Below are 22,236 nucleotides of genomic sequence, written 5' to 3'. Positions count from 1 at the left end.
GACGCCTTGGGGCGGCGGGGTGAACCCCGCCCTACGGGTGTAGGGTGGATGAAATCCACCTTATGGGGGGGATCCCGCCAGACGTGGCGGATCCGAGGGGCACCACGGGTCGGCGGATGTGCCACGTCCCGTAGGGTGGATGAAATCCACCGTCCGGGGCCGCTCAGACGTGTTTCCGACCGCCGCCTTCGGCGTCGTAGAACCATTCGTCCGGATAGGGATACCACCAGTCATGGCGGATCGGCTTGTGGTCGAGGATCACCATCTTCGAGCGGCGGAAGGTGTCGAGCCCCATGCGGCCCAGTTCGCGCCCCATGCCCGAGGCCTTCCAGCCGCCGAACGGCAGGGCGTCGTTGTCGATCATCGGGTTGTTGACCCAGACCATGCCGGCCTGCAGCCGTTCGGAGGCCTCATGCGCCTCGCCCAGGTCGGTTGTGAAGATCGAGGCGCCGAGCCCGAAGGGGCTGTCATTGGCCATGGCGATGGCGGTGTCGAAATCGGGCACCCGGACGACGGAGGCGACGGGGCCGAAGACCTCTTCATGCAGGATGTCCATCTCGGGCGTGCAGCCCGTCAGGATGGTGGGCTCGTAGAACCAGCCGGTTTGCTGTGACTGGGGCATCTTGCCGCCGCAGGCGACGGTTGCGCCCTTGGCCACGGCGTCCCCCACGAGGCGCTGGACCTTCTGCAGCGCCGCTTCGGAGACGAGCGGGCCGATCTCTGCCTTGTCGAGGCCGTTGCCGATGCGCAGCCGGGCGGTTTCCGCGACGAATTTCGCGATGAAGGCATCGTGGATCGCATCCACCACGTAGAGCCGTTCGGTGGAGGTGCAGACCTGCCCCGACATGTGGAAGGCGCCGGTCACCGCGCCTGCGGCGGCGATGTCGAGCGGCGCGTGATCGGTGATGATCATCGGGTCGGAGCCGCCCGCCTCGATCACCGCCGGTTTCATCTTTGCGCCCGCGGCGGCGGCCACGGCGCGGCCTGCGGCGACCGAGCCGGTGAAGGCCACGGCATGGGTCATGTCGCTGTCCACCAGTGCGCGGCCCAGCTCCGCCCCGCCGGGCAGGCAGGCGATCAGGCCGGCGGGGAGGGCGTCGAAGACCTCCATGAACTTGAGGGTCGACAGGGTCGTGGCCTCGGCCGGCTTGATGACGCAGGCATTGCCCGCGGCGAGGGAGGCGGCGACCGTCCAGCACATCAGCAGGATGGGGAAGTTGAAGGGCATGATATGGGCGGAGACGCCCAGCGGTTCGTAGCGGGCGTACTGGAAGCTGCCCGCCTGTGTGGTGCCCGCGACCTTGCCCGCCTCGTCCCGGGCCATTTCGGCGTAGTAGCGGAAGACGGAGGCGCAGTTGGCGACCTCCCCGATCGCCTCGGGGTAGGGTTTGCCCATCTCGCGCGACATCAGCAGGGCGCAGTCGGTCATGTCGGTCGCCTCGATCCGGTTCGCCAGCCGGTGCAGCGCCTGGGCACGGGATTTCGCATCCAGCGCCGCCCAGCCGCGTTGCGCGGTGTTGAGCTGTGCCAGCACGGGCACGGTTGCCATGGGCGGCAGGTCGTAGCGGGTGCCGACCTTCGCCAGCGTGGCCGGATCGATCACGTCGATTTCCGGCGCGGGGGCGCTGCGGTAGCCGGGGGAGAGGTAGAAGCGGGCGGAGGTGTCGGGCGTGGCGGTCATCTGGGGACTTTCGTCTGGCCGGAGGTCTGGTGGGGAAACGGGTGGGGTGGGCGCTGCCGTCAGCGGATCATGTAGACCTTCTTGATGGTCTCGTGGACGGTGCAGGTGCCCTTCCAGTCCTGGGGGAAGAAGGCGGCGGTGTCGGGGGTGATCTCGATCACGTCGCCGTCCTCATGCACGTAGGTCGCGCGGCCCTGAAGGAAGTGGCAGAACTCGTCCCGGGTGACGTGGCAGGCCCATGTGCCGGGGGTGCAGATCCAGAGGCCGCATTCGCTCTGCCCCTCGGGGCCCTTGTGCAGGAGCTTGCCCGAGACATGGCTGGTGCCTTCGATCATCGTGGGGATGGTGCCCCAGTCGGTGAGGTCGGTGATGTCGAGGGGCTTGTGGAACACGGGGGTCTTGGTGGGGGCAGTCATGGGAGCGGCCTTTCAGGCGAGCATGTAGGCGTTGCGGGTGGTGGCGTGGATCTGGCACTGCCCCGCCCAGCCGGCGGGGAAGAGGACGCAGGTGCCGGGGGTGACCTCGATCACCTCTCCGGTGTCGGAGGTGTAGGTCGCGCGGCCCGAGAGGAAGTGGCAGAACTCGTCCCGGGGGATCGAGAGGCGCCAGGTGCCGGGGGTGCAGATCCAGAGGCCGGTTTCGGGGGAGTTGTCCGGACCCTTGAAGAGGAGCCGGCCGGAGGAATGGGATTGCCCCTCGATCATGTCGGGCTGATCGCCCCAGTCCATGAGGTCGTCGTAGGTGGCGGCATCGTGGATATGGGGCGCGGTGGATTGCAGGCTCATCCGGCGAGGCCCACGAGGATCTTGGCGGCCTTCTCCTGCCCGTTCTGGGTCTGCATGTGAGCGGAGGTGGCGGCCAGTTTCGCGGCCATGGCCTCGTCCGTCAGGCAGGCTTCGATCTTTGCGATCATCTCTTCATCCGTCCAGTCGTAGCGTTCGGAGCGGAAGCCGTGGCCGGTTTCCTGCACGCGCATGGCGTTGTCGTGGCCGTCCCAGACGTAGGACATGATGATGGCGGGTTTGCCGAAGTAGAGGCATTCGGTGAAGGAGTTGTTGCCGCCGTGGTGGATGACCGCATCGACCTGCGGGATGACCGAGGGCTGGGGGAACCAGCTGTCGATGATCACGTTGTCGGGGATGTCGGTATATTCGTCCTTGTAGTCGCCGACGTTGACCAGAGCGCGGTAGCGGGTCTTGCCGATCAGCGCGATCAGGCGCTTCAGCAGGTCGGTGTCACCGGCGCCGAGGGAGCCGAAGGAGATGTAGAGCAGGGGGCCGTCGTTGTTGGCCTTGAAGGTCGGCACCTCGTAGGGGGCATCCTGGCGGACGCAGCCTTCGAGGTACTGGAATTGCGCCGGGTCGAGGGGGGCGGCGCGGGTGTATTTCACCTGCTCGGGGTAGAGCAGGAGGTTCATGAAGGGCGAGGCTTCGAAGAACTGGCCGAGGGGGTAGGGGGCTTCGCCGGTGGTTTTAAGGAAGGCGTTGAAGTCGTCGTGGATGGGCTTGATCACCTCTTCGAATTTCGCGCGGAAGGCGGCGTGGCCTGCGGTATCGGTTTCGGACATGCCCGACAGGTGCGGGGGAATGGCGTCATCCTCGATCTCGTTTTCCGAGCAGGAGATGATGCGGACCCAGGGCACGCCGAATTGCTTGATCGCCGGGAAGAGGATGACGTTGTCGACGGAGATCACGTCTGGCTTGATGTCGGCCAGGATGGCGGGGAGGTCCATTTGCGCCCACTTGGCGCTGTCGACGATCGCTTCCCAGCATTCCTTGACGTAGTTGTCGAGCTGGTCGATGGGCGCCTTGCGGAAGTTGGGGATGTGGCCGTTGATGAAGTCTTCCCAGAACTTCGCCATCTGTTCCGGCGGCATCGGTTCCGACAGGTTCACCGGGTGCGCCTCGAACCCGTAGCCCTTGTAGACATCGACGAAGCCCGGGTCGGAGAGGAACACGGCCTTGTGGCCCATGCGTTCCACCGCCTGGGCGATGCCGACCGAGTTCAGCGCGGGGCCGAAGGCCGCTTCGGGGAAGAAGGCGAAGGTTTTCTGGGTCATCTGGGTCTCCCTGTGGTGGGCTCTGATCGGCCCTTGAGATGGTTCCGTGAGTGAGGTCGGGTCAGGCGGCGAAGACGCGGGTGTCCTTCGCGGCCCAGGAAAGGGTGAGGGGGGTGCCGGTCGCCAGATCCTGCCCCTCCGCCTGATCGGCGGTGACGCGGACCATGACGGGCCGGGGGGAGAGCGGCGTGGCGACGTGCAGCTGCAGGTCGAGACCGTGATAGGCCATGGCCGTCAGCGTGCCGGTGAGGGTGTTTTCCCCGGTGGAGCCTTCGGTGGGGCCTTCGGTGGCGCCCAGGCGCAGGCGTTCGGGGCGGATGGCGGCGACGGCCTGCCCGGTGGGCAGCGTGTCGGGGATCGGTGCGGCGATGCGGCTGCCGTCGGAGGCGAGCAGGCGGCCGTCGGTGTTGATCACCGGCAGGAAGTTCATCAAGCCGATGAAGTCGGCCGCGAAGCGGGTTTCGGGGTGTTCGTAGATCTGATGGGGCGTGCCGCATTGCAGTAGCTTGCCGTCCTTCAGGATGGCGATGCGGTCGGCCATGACCAGCGCCTCTTCCTGATCGTGGGTGACGACGATGAAGGTGATGCCGAATTCGGCCTGGATGCGCTTCAGTTCCAGCTGCATGTCGGACCGCAGCTTCTTGTCGAGGGCACCCAGCGGTTCGTCGAGCAGCAGCAGGCGGGGGCGTTTGACCAGAGCGCGGGCAAGCGCCACGCGCTGGCGCTGACCACCCGACAGCTGGTCGGGCTTGCGTTTTGCCAGGTGCGCCAGCTGCACGGTTTCGAGGATTTCCCCCACGCGGGTGGTGACCTCGGCCTTGGGCAGGCGCTCCATCTCCAGCCCGTAACTCACGTTCTGGGCCACGGTCATGTGGGGGAAGAGCGCGTAGCTTTGGAACATCAGGTTCACGGGACGGCGGTTGGGGGGCGTCTGGGTGACGTCCTGGCCATCCAGCGTGATGGTGCCGCCGGTGGGCAGTTCGAAGCCCGCGAGCATGCGCAGGAGGGTCGTCTTGCCGGAGCCGGAGGCGCCGAGGAGGGCGAAGAACTCGTTTTCCGCGATGTCGAGGTCGATGCCGTCGACGGCCGGAACGGTGCCGAAGCGTTTCCGGACGCCCTTGAGGGAGAGGAGGGGGGCGGTCATTGGCCGGGGAGACCTCCGCGATTGAGGCGCTGCGACAGGGCCAGCGCCAGGACGGAGACGCCCATGATGATGGTCGACAGCGCGTTGATTTCGGGGGTCACGCCGAAGCGGATCATGGCGAAGATCTGCATCGGCAGGGTGATGGAGGCGCGGCCGGCGCCGGCGGTGAAGAAGGCGATGATGAATTCGTCCACCGAGAGGGTGAAGGCCAGCAGGGCGCCGGCGGTGATGGCGGGGGCCAGGACGGGCAGGACGACCCGGCGCAGGGTGGTGAAGGTGGAGCCGCCGAGGTCGGCGGAGGCCTCTACAATGGACCAGTCGAAGGTTTTCAGCCGGGCGCGGACGACGGAGCAGACGAAGGCCAGGTTGAAGACGACGTGGGAGACGATGATCGTGTGCAGCCCCATGGTGACGTTCAGCAGCGAGAAGAACGACAGCAGCGCGATGGCCAGCACGATGTCGGGGATGATCATCGGGGCGAAGATCACGGTTTCCAGGAAGCGGCCCTTGCGGCGGCGGATTTCCACGCCGACGGCCAGAAGCGTGCCCAGAAGCGTCGCGAAGAGGGTGGAGACGAGCGCCACGATCAGCGTGTTGAGCGCGGCATGCAGGATGTCGTCATTGGCCAGCAGCGCGCCGTACCATTTGGTGGAAAACCCCGTCCAGGCCGTGGGCAGGCCGCCGTCGTTGAAGGACAGGGCCAGCAGGACCGAGATCGGCAGGTAGAGGAAGGCCATGACGGCGGCGAGGATCAGCAGCATCAGGCGGGCGGGGGCGATGACGGTCATTCCTGCCTCCGCGCGCCGGAGGCCCGTTCGGTGGCGAAGGTCTGGGCCGTGAGCAGCACCATCATGATGGCGATCAGCACCATGGAGATGGCGGCGCCGAAGGGCCAGTCGTTCGCTTTCAGGAACTGGTTGTAGACGAGAGAGCCGATCATCTGGAATTGCCCGCCGCCCAGCAGGGCGGGGGTGACGAAATTGCCGATCGACAGGACGAAGACGAAGGTGAAGCCGGTGGCGATGCCGGGCACGGTCATCGGCAGGATCACCCGGCGGAAGGTGGTCCAGCGGGAGCCGCCGAGGTCGAGCGAGGCCTCGGCCACCTCTGGGTTGAGGCGCGACAGCGGGGCGTAGCAGGCCAGGATGACGAAGGGCAGGTAGTTGTAGACCAGGCCCACGACCACGGCGCCTTCGGTATAGAGGAGTTTCGGCAGTTCGCCTTCGAAGCCAAGGGCATGGGCGAGGGTGGCGATCAGCCCTTCGCGGTTCAGCAGCACGATCCAGGCGTAGGTGCGGACCAGGTAGTTGGACCAGAAGGGCAGGACGGCGAAGAAGAGCAGCATCGGCTGGGCCGCGCGGGGGCGCGAAGCGATGGCGAAGGCGGCGGCATAGCCGATGACCACGGCGATGGCGGCCGAGAGCCCGGCGATCCAGGCGGATTTCAGGAAGATGCCCGCGTAGAGCGGGTCGATCACCAGCGCGAGGTTTTCCAGCGTGAAGGTGTATTCGATGCCGCCGTAGATGCCGCGCCGGAAGAAGGCCAGCGCCAGGATCAGCAGGCAGGGCACGACCATGAAGGCCGTGAGCCAGGCCAGCGCGGGCGTCATCAGGTAGAGGGGGCGACGGTCTTGCATCGGGGGCTTCCGGTGGCCCGGCGCGGGGTGCGCCGGGCCGTCTGGATCAGTTGCTCATGACTTCGGAGACGACGCGGGCGTAGTCGCGGGTGGCTTCGCCCACGTCGCGCAGCTGCTCGTAGCCCAGCAGCTCCTCGGGCGTCATGCCCATGTTGGGGAAGGCTTCGATCAGGGAGGGGTCGAGCCCTTCCATCGCGGCCTGGTTCGGCACCTTGTAGAGGATGTTTTCGGCCGCCCAGCGGTGGGTTTCGGCGCCGAGGATGTAGTTCACGAAGGCATAGGCCGCGTCCTTGTGCTCGGACGCCTTGAGGATGACCATGGTGTCGACCCAGAGGTCGGAGCCTTCTTCGGGCACGACGTACTTGATGTCGGCGTTCTCGGCGATGCCGTAGTTGCACCAGCCGTCCCAGGCATGGACCAACTCCGCCTCGCCCGAGACGAGCTTGGCGTAGAAGGTGGTGTCGTCATAGGCCAGCAGGGTGGACTTGGCCGCGATCAGGTCATCCTTGACCTTGGCCAGTTCGTCGGGGTCGGTGGTGTTGACCGAGTAGCCTTCGGCAAGCTGCGCGGCGGCCAGCAGCCAGCGGTCGGTGGCCAGCATGGTGGTCTTGCCGGTGACCTCTTCGGAAGGGGTCAGAAGGTCCCACCAGGAGGTCGGTTCCGCCGTCAGGTCGGAGCGGTAGCACAGGCCGGTCGTGCCCCAGGCATAGGGCAGGGAGAAGGTGTTGCCGGGATCGTATTCCAGCTGCATCGCCGCGTCGTAGAGATTGGCGATATTGGGGATCTTGGCATGGTCCAGCTCCTCGGTCAGGCCGAGGTTGTGGAGCACTTCCGCGAAGGGGGAGGAGACGAAGACGACGTCGTAGCCCTTGCCCTTCGAGGCGATCAGCTTGCCCATGATCTCTTCGTTGGTGGCGTGCAGCACCAGTTCGGCGGTATTGCCGGTCTCGGCGTTGAAGGCGTCGATCGCGTCGGGGTCCATGTAGCCGTCCCAGTTGGACACCACGAGGTCTTCGGCCTGGGCCATGGGGGCCGCGAGGGTGACGGCCAGCGTCAGGCCGGCGCCCAGCAGGGCGCGGGGGGCGTATTTCTGTCGGATCATCTCCGAACCTCCGTATCTCTCTGTTGGATCCGCCGGCCTTGCGCCACGCGGTGTATTCTTGGCACGGCTCTTGTTGACCGTTATGGTTCGAGTATTGTTGACGGTAAAAATACGTCAATCTGTATTCACTGTTCTTCGGGGGTTTCGGTCTGGTGCCGGGTTTCGGGGGCGGAAATGACCGGAGAATTCCCCTGACCATGGCGGCCCCTCGTCGATCATCGCGACACAATCACCTGGCGCTGGCGCAGCAGGTCCTTGCCCTGGCGCTGGAACGCGGCATGGGGGCGGGGGATCACCTGCCGGAGCAGAGCTTTTCCGAGGCCTGCGGGGTATCGCGGACGCCCATGCGGTCTGCCTTCAAGATATTGGAGGAAAAGGAGATCCTGGAGTGGCGGGAGGAGGAGGGATACTTCCTTGCCCTGGGTGAGGCCGACGAGCTGCACGAGGCGGCGCGGCGGCTGGATGATCTGGAAGACAGCCTGGCGGCGCGGATCCTGTCGGACCGGGCGGAACGGCGGATCGAGGATGTGCAATCCGTGAGCGCTTTGACCCGCAGATATGGCGTGTCGCGCAACATGGTACTGCTTGCATTAAAAATACTAGCCCGGGACGGGATCGTGACCCAGCTGCCGGGCCGGGCCTGGGCCTTTCAGCCGATGCTGGATTCGCCGCGCGCCATCGACGAGAGCCTGGCGATGCGCCTGGTGCTGGAACCGCAGGCGATCCTGGCCGGGGGCTTCCGGCTGGACAGCAGCCGCGCGGGCGTGCTGCGCGACCAGATGGAGGAGGTGCTGCAGACCCGGGAAGGGCGGATCACCGCGGCGGGGTTCCAGCGCATCGACACGGACTTCCACGGCTTCATCGCGGAATGTTCGGGAAACCGCTTCCTGCGCGGGACGCTGCTGACCCATCACAGGTTGCGCCGGGCGACGCAGAAGGATAGCTCGATCCCCGATTTCCGCATTCGCCAGTCCATCGAGGAACACTTGGAGATACTCGACAGCCTTGAAGGGTCACAGTTCGACCTGGCGGCGGACCAGATGGTCCTGCATCTGCGGCGGTCGCGCGTGCGGCGCCCGGCGGCGGCGAACCGGGGCATCAGCCCGCTGATGCGGGGGGTGCGCTGATGGCGGTCAGGTCCAATGCGGCGCCGGTGATCGCGCTGTTCCCGGAGGCGAGCTTTGGCGCGGCGCTGAACTGCGTCGGCATCGCGCAGGAGCTGCGCGCGATGGGGGCGCAGCCGGTGTTCATCTGTCACCCGGGCTTCACGGGGGTCTTCGCGGAATACGGATTCCGGGAATACCACCTGCCGGGGCGCGAAAGCGCGGCCAGGGTCGAGGACGACTGGCAGAGCTTCATCACCACCCACCTGCCGCATTTCGACCAGGACCCGCTGGCGCAGCTGGCGACCTACGTGGCCCCCACCTGGGAGGCGATCGTCGACACGGCGGAGGCGGCGGAGGCCGGCCTGAGGGAGATCCTGGCGCGGGTGAAGCCCGACGCGGTGGTGCTGGACAACGTGATCATGTTCCCGGCCATCGCCAACGCGGGCTGCCCCTGGGTGCGGATCGTGTCCTGCGCCGAGACGGAGATCCCGGACGCGGGCGTGCCGCCCTACCTGTCGGGGCTGGCCGCCGATGCGCCGGAACGGGCGGCCTTCGAGGCGGCCTACCTGGCGGCGACCCGGGCCAGCCACCGCCGCTATAACGCCCTGCGCCGGGCCAACGGCCTGTCGCCGCTGCCGCCGGGGATATTCCTGGAGCCTTCGGAGGACCTGAACCTGCTGCTGGCGCCTTCGGCGGTGCGCCACGTGCGGGAGGTTGCGCTGGATCCGGAGCGGTTCGTCTTCCTCGAAGGCTGCGTGCGGCGGGAAACGCGGTTCGATCCACCGCCCTTCCCGGCGGACGAGGGGCCGCTGGTCTACATGTCCTTCGGCAGCCTGGGCGCCATCGACACCGGGCTGATCGGCCGGATGATCGAGGTCTTCGCGACGCTGCCCGCGCGGTTCCTGATCAACGTGGGCGGCTTCCTGGAGGCCTATGACCGGGTGCCGGACAATGTCTACCTCGGCAGCTGGTTCCCGCAGCCTTCGGTGGTGGCGCAGTCGGCGCTGTTCATCCACCACGGCGGCAACAACAGCTTTTGCGAGGCGCTGTACCATGGCGTGCCGAGCCTGGTGATGCCCTATTGCTGGGATGGTCACGACAATGCGCAGCGGGCTGAGGCCACGGGGACGGGCCTGCGGATGGACCGCGCGGGCTGGGCGCCGGAAGAGTTGCGGGCGGCCTGCCTGTCGTTGCTGGAAGATGGCGCGATGAAGGCGCGGCTGGCAGAGGTTTCGGCGGGGATGAAGGTGGCGCCCGGCACCCGCCGCGCGGCCGAGGCGATCCTGGCGCGGCTGGAGGGCTGAGCGGGGGCCTGTGTGGCCCTGTTCTGGCCCCTGATGCTGGCCCCTGTTCTGGCCTCTCATGCTGACCTTGTGCCCTTGCCCTGTGCGACGGGGCCGGGCGGTGCGGCGCGGGGGCGGTGCAGGATTGACCTCGGGTCACGTCTCTGTCTGACTGACCCTGTTGCGAGTGTTCAGGTCCCATGCATTTATCAAAGTTCACAGATTATTCCCTGCGGGTCTGTCTTTATCTGGCGGCCCACGAAGGCCGGCTGGTGTCGATCGCCGAGATCGCCGAGGCCCATCGAATTTCCCATCCCAACCTGATGAAAGTGGTCAAGCAGCTGGTCGACGGCGGCTTCCTTCTGAGCACCCGTGGCCGGTCCGGCGGGGTGCGGCTGGCACGGGCGCCGGGGGATATCCTGGTCGGCAGGGTGGCACATTACATGGAGGGCAACCCGCCGATGGTGGATTGTTCCACCTGCGTGCTGCGGGCCTCTTGCGGGCTGACCCGCGCGCTGGAGGAGGCCAAGCGGGGGTTCTACGCCTTCCTGGATCAGTTCAGCCTGGCCGATGCGCTGTCGGCCCACCCCCGGACCCTGCCGATTCTGCTGGGGGAGATACCGGGGGCGAGGTGAGTCGCATTCCGGTGCGGAGGTGCTTCGAAAGGGGCGTCAGGCGCCCTGTGCAGCGGTTCGAGTGAGGTTGTTTCATCCGTTTGGGGTGGCGTTTCGGCAATCTTCTTTCGCTCAGGTTTTCGGCATTTTGGGGCGAAACTGCATGCTGCCTGCGCAGAAAATCCTGAAAACCGCCCCAAGACCGCCCTGAAATCCGGATATGACGCCAGGGCGAAACAAAAATCTTGCTTCAAATTATCATTCCAAATACCTGAATGAATAAGCGATCGGGAATGTCCCCGATCCCGCCGCAACGGCGCGGCAATTTCCGTCAGATGCCCGAATGGGCCGGCAGCGACGCAGCTGCTTCACGATCCGGCCCGTCCGGACCGCGGGAGCGCGTTTCCTTTCCGGATCCCTCCCTGACCGAAATCGCCGCGGCCCGGACCCTCCGGTATCCGCATGTAAGCACGCGACCGGAGATGAATCATGTCCAGGCAACGTCTTGTAATCATTGGTAATGGCATGGCCCCGAGCCGAATGCTGGAAGGGCTGTTCGCCCCTGCGCCAGATGCCTGTGACGTCACGATCTTCAACGCCGAGCCGCGGGTGAACACCGACCGCATCATGCTGTCGCCGGTCCCGTCGGGCGAGAAGAGCTTTGACGATATCATCATTCACGGGGACGCATGGTACGCCGATCAACGCATCACCCTGCACCGGGGGCGGGAGGTGGTGGAGATCGACCGCGCCGCCCGGACCGTGACCAGCGAAGGGGGCCTCACCGCCGCCTATGACACGCTGGTCATCGCCACGGGATCGTCCCCCTTCACCATCCCGGTTCCGGGTCACGATTTGCCAGGTGTGTTGGCTTGTCGGGACCCGGATGACGTCCACGGCATGAAAAAGGCTGCTGCCCTCGGCGGCCGTGCCGTGGTCATCGGCGGCGGCCTTCTGGGGCTGGAGGCCGCCGCCGGCCTGAAGGCGCAGGGCATGGAGGTGACGGTGCTTCACCTGATGCCCTCGCTGATGGAACGCCAGCTGGATCCCGCGGCGGGGCGGACCCACCGGCAGCCATCGCCAAGCTGCCCGATGACGCGGAAATCTGCGGCTGCAACGGCATCTGCAAGGGCCAGATCAGTCAGGCCATCACCGAGAATGGCCTGCGCTGTCCGAGGTGCGGGCGCATGCCAAGGCCGCCGCCTCCTGCGGGACCTGCACAGGGCAGGGGGCGGACCAAGGCGCGACTGGCGCCTTCCCGGTCCGTATCGAGGGCCGCGCAATCTTCCTTCACCTGAATCAGGGCGCCTGAGAGCAGGCCCCGGAATCTAATTACCAGAATCCAATAACCAGAACCTTATGACCATAACCTCATGAAAGGACTGATATAATGTCGTATGTTGCTCCCAAGGAATTCGCGGCCAAGATGGTCGATGCCGGCGAATCCAAGATCTTCATGGCCACCAAGGACACGCTGATCCGCGCCTTCATGGCCGGCGCCATCCTGGCCCTGGCGGCGGCCTTTGCCGTGACCATCGCCGTGCAGACCGGCAACTTCCTTGTCGCCTCGCTGCTCTTCCCCGTGGGCTTCTGCCTGCTGTACCTCATGGGTTTCGACCTGCTGACCGGCGTTTTCACCCTGGCGCCGCTGGCGGTCATCGCAAAGCGCCCGGGCTGCACCTGGGGCGGCGTGTTCCGCAACTGGGGCCTGGTCTTTTGCGGCAACTTCGCAGGTGCCATGACCACCGCCGTCATGATGGCGGTCATCTTCACCATGGGCTTCAGCCAGGATCCGAACGCCGTCGGCGAGAAGATCGGCAAGATCGGTGAGGCCCGGACCCTGGGCTATGCCGCTGCCGGTGGCGCCGGCCTGCTGACCGTCTTCATCCGCGCCGTGATGTGCAACTGGATGGTGTCCACCGGTGTCGTCGCCGCGATGATGTCGAACTCCACCTCCGGCAAGATCATGGCCATGTGGATGCCGATCATCGTCTTCTTCTACCTGGGTTTCGAGCATTCCATCGTGAACATGTTCCTGTTCCCGAGCGGGATCATGCTGGGCGGCCAGTTCACCTGGGCTGACTACTTCATGTACAACGAGATCCCCGTGGTGCTGGGCAACCTGGTGGGCGGGCTGACCTTCGTCGGCGCCATGATCTACGCCACCCACTTCCGGGAATCGCCGAAGCGCAACGCCAGCCTGTCGCGCAATGACGACATGTCGGTCACGCCGGCGGAATAAGAACCTCAATAATTACCTCCCTGACCTTGGGGTCCCGGCAACGGGGCCCCCTTTTCATGCCGGGGCGTCGGGGAGATCTTTATCAAACCTTGCCGCACCGTTTCGAACGTCGGTACTGCGGTGCGGCGACTCACCTGGCCCGGGCCTTGGTTAACAGGGCTTTCGGGCTGAAATCGCAACGTCGGTATCACGTCGGTATTGCGTCGGTATCGCGGCGGTGCGGCAGGGCCGAAACGGCGCAGGTTAACGGGGCGCGCGGTGGTGGGCGCCCCGTGATGGGGGGCTTGAAGGGGGCCGTGATGGGGGCTTGAAGGGGAGGGTGTCGGGTGGTGGATTGCATCCACCCTACGAGGCGGTTGGCAGGGTCAGTCGGCGGCGTCCCAGGCGATGGTGGTGGTGCGCTGTTCCCCCAGACCCTCGATCCCGAGGCGGACCTCCTGCCCGGGGCGCAGGTAGACCGGCGCGGGCTGCTGGCCCATGCCGACGCCCGGCGGCGTGCCGGTGGTGATCACGTCGCCCGGTTCCAGCGTCATGAACTGGCTGAGGTGCGACACCAGCTGGGCCACGCCGAAGATCATCGTCCGGGTCGAGCCGTCCTGGTAGCGGTGGCCGTCAACCTCCAGCCACATGGTCAGGTCCTGGGGATCCTCGACCTCGTCCCGGGTGACCATCCAGGGGCCGATGGGGCCGAAGCTGTCGGCGGACTTGCCCTTCACCCACTGGCCGCCACGATCCATCTGGAAGGCCCGCTCGGAGACATCGTTGACGAGGCAGTAGCCCGCCACATGTTCCATCGCCTCGGCTTCGTCGACGTAGCGGGCACGGGTGCCGATGACGACGCCCAGTTCGACTTCCCAGTCGGTCTTCTGGCTGCCGCGCGGAATGATCAGCGGGTCGTTCGGCCCGCAGATGGCGGAGGTGGCCTTCATGAACAGGATCGGTTCCTCGGGGATCGGCATGCCGGTTTCCGCGGCGTGGTCGGCGTAGTTGAGGCCGATGCAGAGGAATTTCCCCACGCGCCCCACGCAGGGGCCGATGCGGGAGGCAGGGTCGAGTACAGGCAGGGAGAGCGGATCGACGGTGCCGATGCGCCACAGGCCTGCATTGGTCAGGGCCGCGCCCGCGATATCATCCACCACCGTGCTGAGGTCGCGCCATGTGCCGTCGTCATGCAGGATCGCGGGCCGTTCCGACCCGGGATCACCGATCCGCATCAGTTTCATCGCCGTATTCTCCGTTCACCCATCAGGCCCCTGGCGCGCGAGTGCAGCGCCGGGCCCGATCTTCTTGTCGGAAGGGTGCCCCTTCATTGCAAGCCTCTGTTCGGCGTCAAAGGCGGGCTGTGTCGCGGAAATGAGGCGAAAGTCGTAGGAGGAAAGAATATTTCGCGCGAAAGACTGCCGATGGGGCGGTGGAGGGGCGGCGGGTCTCGGCCTGTGGGCTGTCGGGGCGGGGTGTGTGCGGCGGCCCGGGGGGCGTCAGAGAATCGCCGGTCAGCGGGGGGACGGGCCGGTCAGGGCGGGGCGAGGGTGGCGAAGGTGCCCGCCTCCACCGGCGGGCCGGTGGTGGTCGTGTCGGATTTCGAGGCCTGACTTAGGGGCCTGACTTCGGGGAGTGGCGTGGCGCGGATCGGAGGGAATGGGGAATTGCGGCTGCGGGTTGGTTTCGCAATTCCCCGGGTCTGCAATTCCCCAGGTCTGCAATTCCCCATGTCTGTCTGACTGGCCGTTTCGGGGGCGTTTCGGGTCAGTCCCTGCCTTCGCTGACCCCATTGAGGTATTCGTTGGAATAATCCACCTCCAGCTCCATCCAGATCGGTAGGTGGTCGGACATTTCATGGGTCCGCCAGGACCGGTAGGTGCTGGGCCAGTTGGCATAGGGGGTGCCGCTGTCGGGGGCGTCGCGCAGCAGGCGGGCGAGGTCGTCGGAATCGCTGGCCACGCGCATCAGCTGGGCGATCTGCTCGTAATCGGGGGCCTCTGCCTCGGTGAAGACGGCCTGTTCCCAGTGGATCACCCCGCGTTCCAGCATGCGGGTTTTCAGGTCGGGCCCGACGAAGGCGATCTGGTCGTAGTGACGGTTGCCGGTGAGCGAGGTCGGCCCGAGATCGGGCACGTTGAAGCCGTGGTACAGCAGGGCCTGCATGCCGGCATCTGTGCGGTCCTCGATGTTCATGTCGCCCAGGAAGATGTGCACCTCGTCCTGCTCCCCGGCGCGCTTGGCCATTTCGGCGGCGATGGCGCCGATCTCATCCTGGCGGAGGGGGCGGCCTGCCTCTTCCTTGAAGACGATATGGGCGGAGCAGAGGGTGAAGCGGAACCAGCCGGCCTGGAAGGCGGCGAAGAAGGGGGTGCGGCCGATCTGTTCGCCGCCGGGCAGGGCATCCATCGGGAAGACCAGTTCGCCCACGAGGTTGCGGAAGCGGACGCGGTTGCGGTTGTAGAGAAAGGCCATGCGTTCGTAGTTGCCGCGCCCCGCGCCGGAGCTGTCGTTGATGAAGTAGTCCCAGTTGGGGCCGAGGAGCTTCATCAGGTCCTCCACCGCCTCCTGGCTCTTCACCTCCTGCACGGCGCAGATGTCGAAGTGGTCGATCACCTCTGCGATGTAGTGGAAGCTTTCGCGCAGGCGGGGGCGGCCGCCGTCGAAATGGCGGATGTTCCAGGAGCCGATGATGAGGGAGTTGGGTTGCCGGCGCGCGGTGATCTGGCCGTTGAGCAGGGCGCGCAGGCGCAGCAGGCGGTCGGCGATCCAGCCGGACTGGCCGGGGGCGGCACGCCCGGGCGGATAGCGGTTGGGGTTCTTGAGGGAACGGTAGAAGGCCATGGAAACCTCTGGTGCTGAAATGCGGGATGGGGCTGAAAATGCAGGCTGCCCGGGTGCAGGATAGCATGGCGCAGGCCACGGCGCGATGACGATGGGGCGGGGGTTTGGGGCGGAAGATATCGGGATTGCAACATAAATTGCATGATGTCGTGGCCGGTGGGGTGGTGTCAGGGTTTGTAGTTATTTCCTTGTGAAGAAAGGTGATGGGCGCGGCGTCACGAAAGGTTCACGGGCGTTTCGGGCGGCTGTCACACTGCGCGCCTAGACGGCGGGGGACTTAACTGCAATCGCAATTGCAAAGGACCCTGACATGGTTGCGAAACTTCCCCGACTGGCGGGCCTGGGCCTGGTTGCCCTTCTCGGCTCCACCTCCGTCACGCTGGCCGACGTGACGGTCGAATTCTGGCACAGCTTCGGCAAGTCCAAGGGCGACGCCCTGACCCAGATCGTCGAGAATTTCGAGGCGGCCAACCCCGGCATCCACATCGACGCGCAGCACATCGGCAACTACAACGACATCGTGGCCAAGCTGCAGGCGGCGATCCCCGCGCACCGCGAGCCCGACGCGGTGATCATGGAGGTCACGCGCTACGGCCTGTTTGCAGACCGGGGCATCCTGACCGACCTGACCGGCTACCTGGACGCCGATCCGCTGAAGGACCAGCTGTTCGACTTCGCCCGCGAGGTCGGCGTCTACGAGGGCAAGAACTACATCGTGCCCTTCAACAGCTCCACCCCGGTCCTGTATTACAACAAGGCGATCCTGGAGCAGGCCGGCGTGCCCGAGGAACCGAAGCTGGAGACCTATGCCGACGTTCTGGCGGTGGCGCAGCAGGTGCAGGAGAAGCTGGGCGACGAGGGCATCTTCGGCATCGCATCGCCGGGCCAGTTCGCGCGCTGGGGCCTGATCATGGGCAATGACAGCGACATGATCGACAGCGTCACGGGGGAGATCCTGCTGGACAGCGACAAGACCCGCGAAGCCTATGAATGGATGGCCTCGCTGGTGCATGAGTACCACGTCGCATCCGTCGATGGCGTGACCGAGGAAGACAGCGGTCGCGATGCCTTCCTGGCCGGCAAGGTGGGGATCATGATGAATTCCACCGGCGGCTACACCAAGGCCAAGGCGGCCCTGGGTGACGACCTGGTGGTGCTGCCGATGCCCTGCAACAGGGTCTGCCGCACGCCGATCGGCGGCGCCGGCATCGGCATCCTGTCCACCGCCGACCAGGAGGTGAAGGACGCCGCGTGGAAGTTCATCTCCTACGCCGCATCGGCCGAGGCCAATGCGATCTGGTTCGCCGGCACCGGCTACATGCCGATCAACAAGGGCACCGCCGCCCAGCCGCTGGCCGCAGAGGCGCTGGCGACCGAGCCGGGCATCCGTGTGGCCATCGACCAGCTGCCGGTTGCCAAGGGCCGTCCGCGCCCGCCGGTCGTCACCTGGATGCGCGCCACCGAGTACGACATGTGGCAGGCCATGGCGCTGGGTCAGCGTCCGGTCGACGAGACCCTGGACGACTTCGCCGCCCGCACCCGGGCCGAGGCCGCACGGCTGGCCAAGTAAACCCCGCCCGACGGGAAAAGGGGGTCCGGCATGGCCGGGCCCTCCTCCGCTGCGGTGACGGGGCCCTTCCGGGGGCCCTGCGGAAACCGTCCCGCCCCCCGTTTCTGTTCCCTGCTTCCGCCCCCCATCCCTGTCGATGAAACGATGCTGCGCAAACTGACCCCCTACCTGCTGGTGCTGCCGCTGATGGCCTTCATGGCGGTCTTCACCTACATCCCGATCCTGCAGAGCGTGAACCTGTCGTTCCGTGAATGGGATTTCATGTCGCCCACGAAACCCTGGGTCGGCACGGACAACTACCGCCTGCTGCTGTCCTCCCACGATTTCTGGAACGCGCTGAAGGTCACGACGATCTTCGCCGTCATCTCCGTCCCGCTGCGGCTGGCGCTGGCACTGGGCGTGGCGAGCTACCTGATCCGGGAAACCTTCGTGTCGCGGCTGGCGCGCGGGGCGCTGTTTTTGCCCTCCGTCACCTCCACCGTGTCGATCGCGGTGGTCTTTTCCTGGGTCTTTTCCACCGATTACGGGATGATCAACGCCGTGCTGGGCTGGTTCGGCATCGGCCGGGTGATGTGGATGCAGGACCCGGCGCTGGCGCTGTGGGTGATCATCTTCGTCAACACCTGGAAGCAGCTGGGGTACGACATCATCATCTACACGGCGGGCCTGCAGGCGGTGCCGGAAGAGCTTTACGATGCCGCCAAGGTCGACGGCGGCGGGCGCTGGCACGTGTTCCGGCGGGTGACCATGCCGCTGGTCATGCCGACCACCTACTTCCTGCTGGTCGTTTCGGTGATCGACGCCTTCCAGGTCTTCACCATCGTCAACGTCATGACGAAGGGCGGCCCGGCGGGGGCCACCGACATGATCGTCAACCTGCTCTACCGCGTGGGGTTCACGCTGTTCGACATCGGGCAGGGGTCGGCGCTGGCCGTCATGCTCTTCGTCTTCCTCATCGTGCTGGCCGTGGTCAAGGCGCGCGTCATCGGCCGGAGGGTCCATTATGAAGCCTGAGATGTCCCCGCGCGCCAAGGTCGCGACCCTTGTCCTGTCGCTGCTGTTCCTGTCGCCCGTGCTCTATTCCATCTGGATGAGCTTCCAGACTGCCGATGCCTATTACGCCGGGGGCCTGTCCTTCACCCTCGACAACTACGAGGTGGCGGTGATGCAGTACAATTTCGCCCGCTACCTGCTGAATTCGGTCTTCGTGTCGGGGGTGGTCACCCTGGGCGGGCTGGCCGTGGCGGTGACGGCGGCCTATGCCTTTGCCCGGTTCGAGTTCCGGGGCGGCAACCTGATGTTCGGCGCCGTGGTGGCGACGCTGATGATCCCCAGCCACATCACCCTGATCCCCAATTACCTGACGCTGGCCAGGGCCGGGCTGCTGGATACCTACGCCGGGCTGATCCTGCCCGCGATCAGCAGCGGGTTCGCCGCCTTCTTCCTGCGCCAGTACATCCGGGGCATCCCCCGCGCGCTGGACGAGGCCGCCTACATGGACGGCGCGACCCACCTGCAGGTGCTGTGGCGGGTGATCGTGCCGATCTCGCGCCCGGCGATCTATTCCATGGGGCTGAACATCTTCATCGGCGAATGGAACAACTACATCTGGCCGCTGGTCGCGATCGGCAAGGAGGATCTTTATACCCTGCAGATCGGCCTTGCGCGGCTCTACCGGATCAACCCGGGCGAGGATGTCATCGACTGGCCGCTGGTCATGGCCGCCTCCACCATCACCATCCTGCCGGTCCTGCTGGGCTTCGTCCTGGTGGAGCGCCACCTGGTGCGCGGCATCACCATGGGCGCGGTGAAGTGAGCCGCAGGGCCCCATCGGGCAGGCCGCCTGACTTGCCGGTCCCTGACCTGCTGGCCCCTGCAGGGCCGCGCCGAGATTTCCGAACGAGAGACAACGACATGACGAGATACGCGTTCACCCGCATCGCCTCCCACCGGGGCGGCACGCTGGAATACGGCGACAGCACCCCGCAGGGCTTTCGCGCCACGGCCCGGATGGCGCTGGAGGAGGTGGAGTTCGACGTCCATCCCACCGCCGACGGGGCGATCATGGTGCATCACGATGCCACGCTGGACCGCACCACCGACCGGACCGGCGCCATCGCCGCGCTGACCGAGGCGGAGGTGCGGGCCGCCGTCATCGACTATGGCGCGGGCGGGCATCCGATCAGCCTCGACGAGCTTTGCGCGATCTACCGCGAGAGTCGCGTCGGCTTCCGCTGCGAGCTGAAGCCGGGGCTGGCGGGGGCCTATCCGGGCTTTGCGCCAAAGGTGGTGGCAGCGCTGGCCGAGGGCGGGATGCTGGCGCGCACCGGGTTTTCCTCCTTCCTGCTGGAGACGGTGGTGGCGCTCTTGCGGGCCTCTGACCGGCCCTGCCTGTGGCTGGTCAGCCCGGCGGTGCTGGGTCAGCTGGGCGCGCGGGGGGTCATCAGGGTCTGCACTGCCCATGGCATCGCCGAGGTGGGCGTGAACATCGACACCGCCACGCCGGAGCTGATGACGGAGCTGCGCGGCGCGGGGCTGGCCTTCGGCTGCTGGGGGGCGCATCGCGCGGCGCAGATCGACCGGGCGCTGGAGATGGGGGTGAAGGTCTTCACCACCGACCGGCCGAGCCTGGCGATTGCCCGGCGCGCGGCCTTCGAACGGGCACGCAGCGCGGAGGCAGGGCAATGAGTTCGATCACGCTGGAGGGGATCCGCAAGGCCTATGCCAAGGGTCCCGAGGTGCTGCACGGCGTCGACATGGAGATCGCGGCGGGGGAATTCGTGGTGATCGTCGGGCCTTCGGGCTGTGGCAAGTCGACCCTGCTGCGGCTGATTGCCGGGCTGGAGGAGATCACCGGCGGCGAGCTGCGCATCGACGGGCAGCGCGCCAATGCGCTGGCACCGCAGGACCGCGACATCGCGATGATCTTCCAGAACTACGCGCTCTACCCGCATATGAGCGTGCTGCAGAACATCGCCTTCGGGCTGGAGCTGCGGAAGGTGCCCAAGGCGGAGCGGGAGGCGCGGGCGCGGGCGGTGGCGGAGATGCTGCAGCTGACGCCCTACCTCGGCCGCAAGCCCGGTGCGCTTTCGGGCGGGCAGCGGCAGCGGGTCGCCATGGGGCGGGCCATGGCGCGCGATACCTCGACCTTCCTGATGGATGAGCCGCTGTCGAATCTCGACAATGCGCTGCGGGTCTCGATGCGGACAGAGATCAAGGACCTGCACCGCCAGCTGGGCGCCACCATCGTCTTCGTCACCCATGACCAGACCGAGGCGCTGAGCCTGGCGGACCGGATCGCGGTGATGAAGGACGGCCACCTGCAGCAGTTCGATACGCCCGCGGCGATCTACGACCGGCCCGCCAACCGCTTCGTCGCCGCCTTCATGGGGGCGCCGGTGATGAACTTCTTCCCCGCCGCGACGCTGCCCGGCTGGCAGGGGCCGGCCGGGGTGGAGGTGGGCCTGCGGCCCGAGGCGCTGGGCCTGCACCGGGTGCGGCCCGAGGCCCCGGCGATCGAGGCGCGGCTGGCCCTGACGGAGATGACGGGCGCCGATTTCGTCCTGCATTGCGAAGCACCCACGGGGCGGATCGCGGCCGTGGCCAGCCGGGCGCAGGGGCTGCCGGAACAGGGGGAGACCGTCTGGCTGGAATATGACGCGGGCGCCGCGCATCTCTTCGATGCCCGGAGCGGCGCCCGGCTGTGACCGGACCTGCGCGCCGGGAGGGCGTGGACGCTGTAGCCCGGGCGGGCTACTCCTGCGGGGGCGACATGGGGCGGCCCGGGGTGGCACGCCCGTACCGGCGACAGGAGGGGATGAGATGACACGCGATACACCGCCCTTCCTGGGCGAGCTGATCTCCCGCCACGAGGGGAAGCTGACGGAGGCGGATACCCGGCTGCTGGACGTGATGCGGCGCGACCCGATCCGGGCGGCGATGGAGAACGGCAAGGAGGTGTCCTTCCGCGCCGGGGTGCACCCGGCCAGCGCGGTGCGGCTGGCGCGGCGGCTGGGCTTCAAGGGCTACCCGGAGTTCCGCGCCTTCCTGCGGGAACACCTGGTCGAAGGCGAGTTCGAGGACCCGGGCGCCCGGATTGCCGCACGCCTGGTGCGGGCGGGCGAAGGGGGGCTGCTGGCCTCTGTTCTGGACAGCGAGATGGCGGCGCTGGAGGCGCTGCGCGCGGCGGTGGCGGATGCCGATATCCGGCGGTTTTCCGAGGCCCTTCTGGGCGCGCGGCGGATCTACGTGATGGGGTCGAGCCATGCGGCGGTGCTGTCGCGGCTGGTGGCGACGCGGCTGCGCCGGTCGGGCTATGACGCGGTGGACCTGTCGGGAGAGATTGCCCGCATCTGGGAGCAGGCGGCCTTTCTGGGGGCCGGAGACGTGCTGTGGCTGATCAACTATCGCCGCCCCAATCCCAAGCTGCAGGAGTTGCGGAGCCTGGCGGCAGACCGTGGCGCGCGGGTGCTGGCCCTGGGCGATGCACGCGGCGTGCGTTTCGATCCCCCGGCGGAGGTGCAGATTACCGCGTCGCGGGGCGAGGCGGGGGAGAGCCAGTCCCTCGTCGTGCCGATGACCGTGGCGAACACGGTGATCCTGGATCTTGCCTTGATCGACGAGGGGCGGACGATGCGCGCCCTGGCCCGTTTCCGCGCCCTGCGGGATGGCTCCACCGCGTTCTGATCCGGCGCTGTCGGCCCGGGCGGGCGCGGGAGGGCGCTAGGGTGTTCTGATCTGGGCCGTAGGGTGGGTGAAACCCACCATGGTTGCGCTAAATCCCGGTGGGGGTGTTTTTCGACGGTGGTGCGTAGCGCGGTGCGTGGAATGGCGGGATGGCTCCCGCCCTACGGGTTTGTTCGCCCGGGCGGTTGCGGGAGGGCGCTAGGGCGTTCTGATCCGGGCCGTAGGGTGGGTGAAGCCCACCATCGCTGTACCAAATCCCGGTGGGGGTGTTTTTCGACGGTGGTGCGCGG

Annotated in this window: 21 protein-coding genes; 11 read left to right on the top strand and 10 right to left on the bottom strand. The window is 66.7% G+C overall.

All coding sequences use genetic code 11. The features are described from left to right. Positions 1–163: 163 nt before the first annotated feature. From AC2IR1_RS18895 to AC2IR1_RS18860, 8 genes are all read right to left on the bottom strand, one after another. Positions 164–1,681, bottom strand: a complete 1,518-nt coding sequence (locus AC2IR1_RS18895) for an aldehyde dehydrogenase family protein (RefSeq protein ID WP_486473523.1) — start codon at positions 1,679–1,681, stop codon at positions 164–166. Between the two features lie 59 nt (positions 1,682–1,740). After that, positions 1,741–2,097 (bottom strand): cupin domain-containing protein, encoded by a 357-nt coding sequence (locus tag AC2IR1_RS18890; RefSeq protein WP_486473522.1) that lies wholly within the window; start codon positions 2,095–2,097, stop codon positions 1,741–1,743. 12 nt (positions 2,098–2,109) lie between these two features. Beyond that, the gene (locus tag AC2IR1_RS18885; protein WP_486473521.1) at positions 2,110–2,466 is read right to left on the bottom strand and encodes a cupin domain-containing protein; all 357 of its coding nucleotides are present in this window, start codon (positions 2,464–2,466) and stop codon (positions 2,110–2,112) included. Next, a complete protein-coding gene (locus AC2IR1_RS18880) occupies positions 2,463–3,740 on the bottom strand; it encodes a nucleotide disphospho-sugar-binding domain-containing protein (RefSeq protein ID WP_486473520.1) in 1,278 nt (425 codons plus the stop codon). The genes AC2IR1_RS18885 and AC2IR1_RS18880 overlap by 4 nt, the downstream gene beginning before the upstream one ends. Positions 3,741–3,801: 61 nt before the next feature. Further along, positions 3,802–4,884 (bottom strand): ABC transporter ATP-binding protein, encoded by a 1,083-nt coding sequence (locus AC2IR1_RS18875; protein ID WP_486473519.1) that lies wholly within the window; start codon positions 4,882–4,884, stop codon positions 3,802–3,804. Continuing rightward, positions 4,881–5,672 carry an ABC transporter permease gene (locus AC2IR1_RS18870; RefSeq protein ID WP_486473518.1) on the bottom strand — a complete coding sequence of 264 codons (792 nt, stop codon included), beginning with the start codon at positions 5,670–5,672 and terminating at the stop codon, positions 4,881–4,883. The genes AC2IR1_RS18875 and AC2IR1_RS18870 overlap by 4 nt, the downstream gene beginning before the upstream one ends. Next, on the bottom strand, positions 5,669–6,520 hold the full coding sequence (locus tag AC2IR1_RS18865) for an ABC transporter permease (protein WP_486473517.1): 852 nt from the start codon (positions 6,518–6,520) through the stop codon (positions 5,669–5,671). Before AC2IR1_RS18865 ends, AC2IR1_RS18870 begins: the two co-directional genes overlap by 4 nt. Positions 6,521–6,566: 46 nt before the next feature. Next, on the bottom strand, positions 6,567–7,622 hold the full coding sequence (locus AC2IR1_RS18860) for a polyamine ABC transporter substrate-binding protein (protein ID WP_486473516.1): 1,056 nt from the start codon (positions 7,620–7,622) through the stop codon (positions 6,567–6,569). Positions 7,623–7,819: 197 nt separating this feature from the next. Between AC2IR1_RS18860 and AC2IR1_RS18855 the strand changes: the two genes are divergently transcribed. The 5 genes from AC2IR1_RS18855 to AC2IR1_RS18835 all read left to right on the top strand — a co-directional run bounded on the left by AC2IR1_RS18855 (position 7,820) and on the right by AC2IR1_RS18835 (position 12,867). Further along, entirely contained in the window at positions 7,820–8,749 is a 930-nt protein-coding gene (locus AC2IR1_RS18855; protein ID WP_486473515.1) for a GntR family transcriptional regulator, read from the top strand. Beyond that, a complete protein-coding gene (locus AC2IR1_RS18850) occupies positions 8,749–10,032 on the top strand; it encodes a nucleotide disphospho-sugar-binding domain-containing protein (RefSeq protein ID WP_486473514.1) in 1,284 nt (427 codons plus the stop codon). The genes AC2IR1_RS18855 and AC2IR1_RS18850 overlap by 1 nt, the downstream gene beginning before the upstream one ends. Before the next feature lie 179 nt (positions 10,033–10,211). After that, on the top strand, positions 10,212–10,646 hold the full coding sequence (locus tag AC2IR1_RS18845; protein ID WP_486473513.1) for an RrF2 family transcriptional regulator: 435 nt from the start codon (positions 10,212–10,214) through the stop codon (positions 10,644–10,646). A gap of 468 nt (positions 10,647–11,114) precedes the next feature. Further along, entirely contained in the window at positions 11,115–11,957 is an 843-nt protein-coding gene (locus tag AC2IR1_RS18840; protein ID WP_486473512.1) for an NAD(P)/FAD-dependent oxidoreductase, read from the top strand. Between the two features lie 58 nt (positions 11,958–12,015). Beyond that, a complete protein-coding gene (locus AC2IR1_RS18835) occupies positions 12,016–12,867 on the top strand; it encodes a formate/nitrite transporter family protein (RefSeq protein WP_486473511.1) in 852 nt (283 codons plus the stop codon). A gap of 365 nt (positions 12,868–13,232) precedes the next feature. Here AC2IR1_RS18835 and AC2IR1_RS18830 read toward each other — a convergent pair whose 3' ends face one another. Together AC2IR1_RS18830 and AC2IR1_RS18825 are read right to left on the bottom strand one after the other, a co-directional pair. Further along, on the bottom strand, positions 13,233–14,090 hold the full coding sequence (locus AC2IR1_RS18830) for a fumarylacetoacetate hydrolase family protein (RefSeq protein WP_486473510.1): 858 nt from the start codon (positions 14,088–14,090) through the stop codon (positions 13,233–13,235). 523 nt (positions 14,091–14,613) lie between these two features. Further along, entirely contained in the window at positions 14,614–15,690 is a 1,077-nt protein-coding gene (locus AC2IR1_RS18825) for an endonuclease/exonuclease/phosphatase family protein (protein ID WP_486473509.1), read from the bottom strand. Positions 15,691–16,000: 310 nt separating this feature from the next. On the opposite strand from AC2IR1_RS18825, the gene AC2IR1_RS18820 reads away from it, so the two are divergent. The 6 genes from AC2IR1_RS18820 (at position 16,001) to AC2IR1_RS18795 (ending at position 21,946) form a co-directional block, all read left to right on the top strand. After that, the gene (locus AC2IR1_RS18820) at positions 16,001–17,260 is read left to right on the top strand and encodes an ABC transporter substrate-binding protein (protein WP_486473508.1); all 1,260 of its coding nucleotides are present in this window, start codon (positions 16,001–16,003) and stop codon (positions 17,258–17,260) included. 144 nt (positions 17,261–17,404) lie between these two features. Next, positions 17,405–18,274 (top strand): carbohydrate ABC transporter permease, encoded by an 870-nt coding sequence (locus AC2IR1_RS18815; protein ID WP_486473507.1) that lies wholly within the window; start codon positions 17,405–17,407, stop codon positions 18,272–18,274. Next, positions 18,264–19,076: a carbohydrate ABC transporter permease gene (locus AC2IR1_RS18810; RefSeq protein ID WP_486473506.1), complete on the top strand. Its 813-nt coding sequence runs from the start codon at positions 18,264–18,266 to the stop codon at positions 19,074–19,076. Before AC2IR1_RS18815 ends, AC2IR1_RS18810 begins: the two co-directional genes overlap by 11 nt. A 98-nt stretch (positions 19,077–19,174) precedes the next feature. Continuing rightward, positions 19,175–19,948 (top strand): glycerophosphodiester phosphodiesterase family protein, encoded by a 774-nt coding sequence (locus AC2IR1_RS18805; RefSeq protein WP_486473505.1) that lies wholly within the window; start codon positions 19,175–19,177, stop codon positions 19,946–19,948. After that, on the top strand, positions 19,945–20,967 hold the full coding sequence (locus AC2IR1_RS18800; protein WP_486473504.1) for an ABC transporter ATP-binding protein: 1,023 nt from the start codon (positions 19,945–19,947) through the stop codon (positions 20,965–20,967). Before AC2IR1_RS18805 ends, AC2IR1_RS18800 begins: the two co-directional genes overlap by 4 nt. Before the next feature lie 115 nt (positions 20,968–21,082). Then, the gene (locus AC2IR1_RS18795) at positions 21,083–21,946 is read left to right on the top strand and encodes a MurR/RpiR family transcriptional regulator (RefSeq protein ID WP_486473503.1); all 864 of its coding nucleotides are present in this window, start codon (positions 21,083–21,085) and stop codon (positions 21,944–21,946) included. The last annotated feature ends 290 nt before the right edge of the window (positions 21,947–22,236 follow it).

It is taken from the genome of Pseudooceanicola sp. NS-SX8, assembly GCF_057380755.1.
Note: the sequence above shows the minus strand (reverse complement) of the source record. Positions and strands in the feature narration are given on the sequence as shown.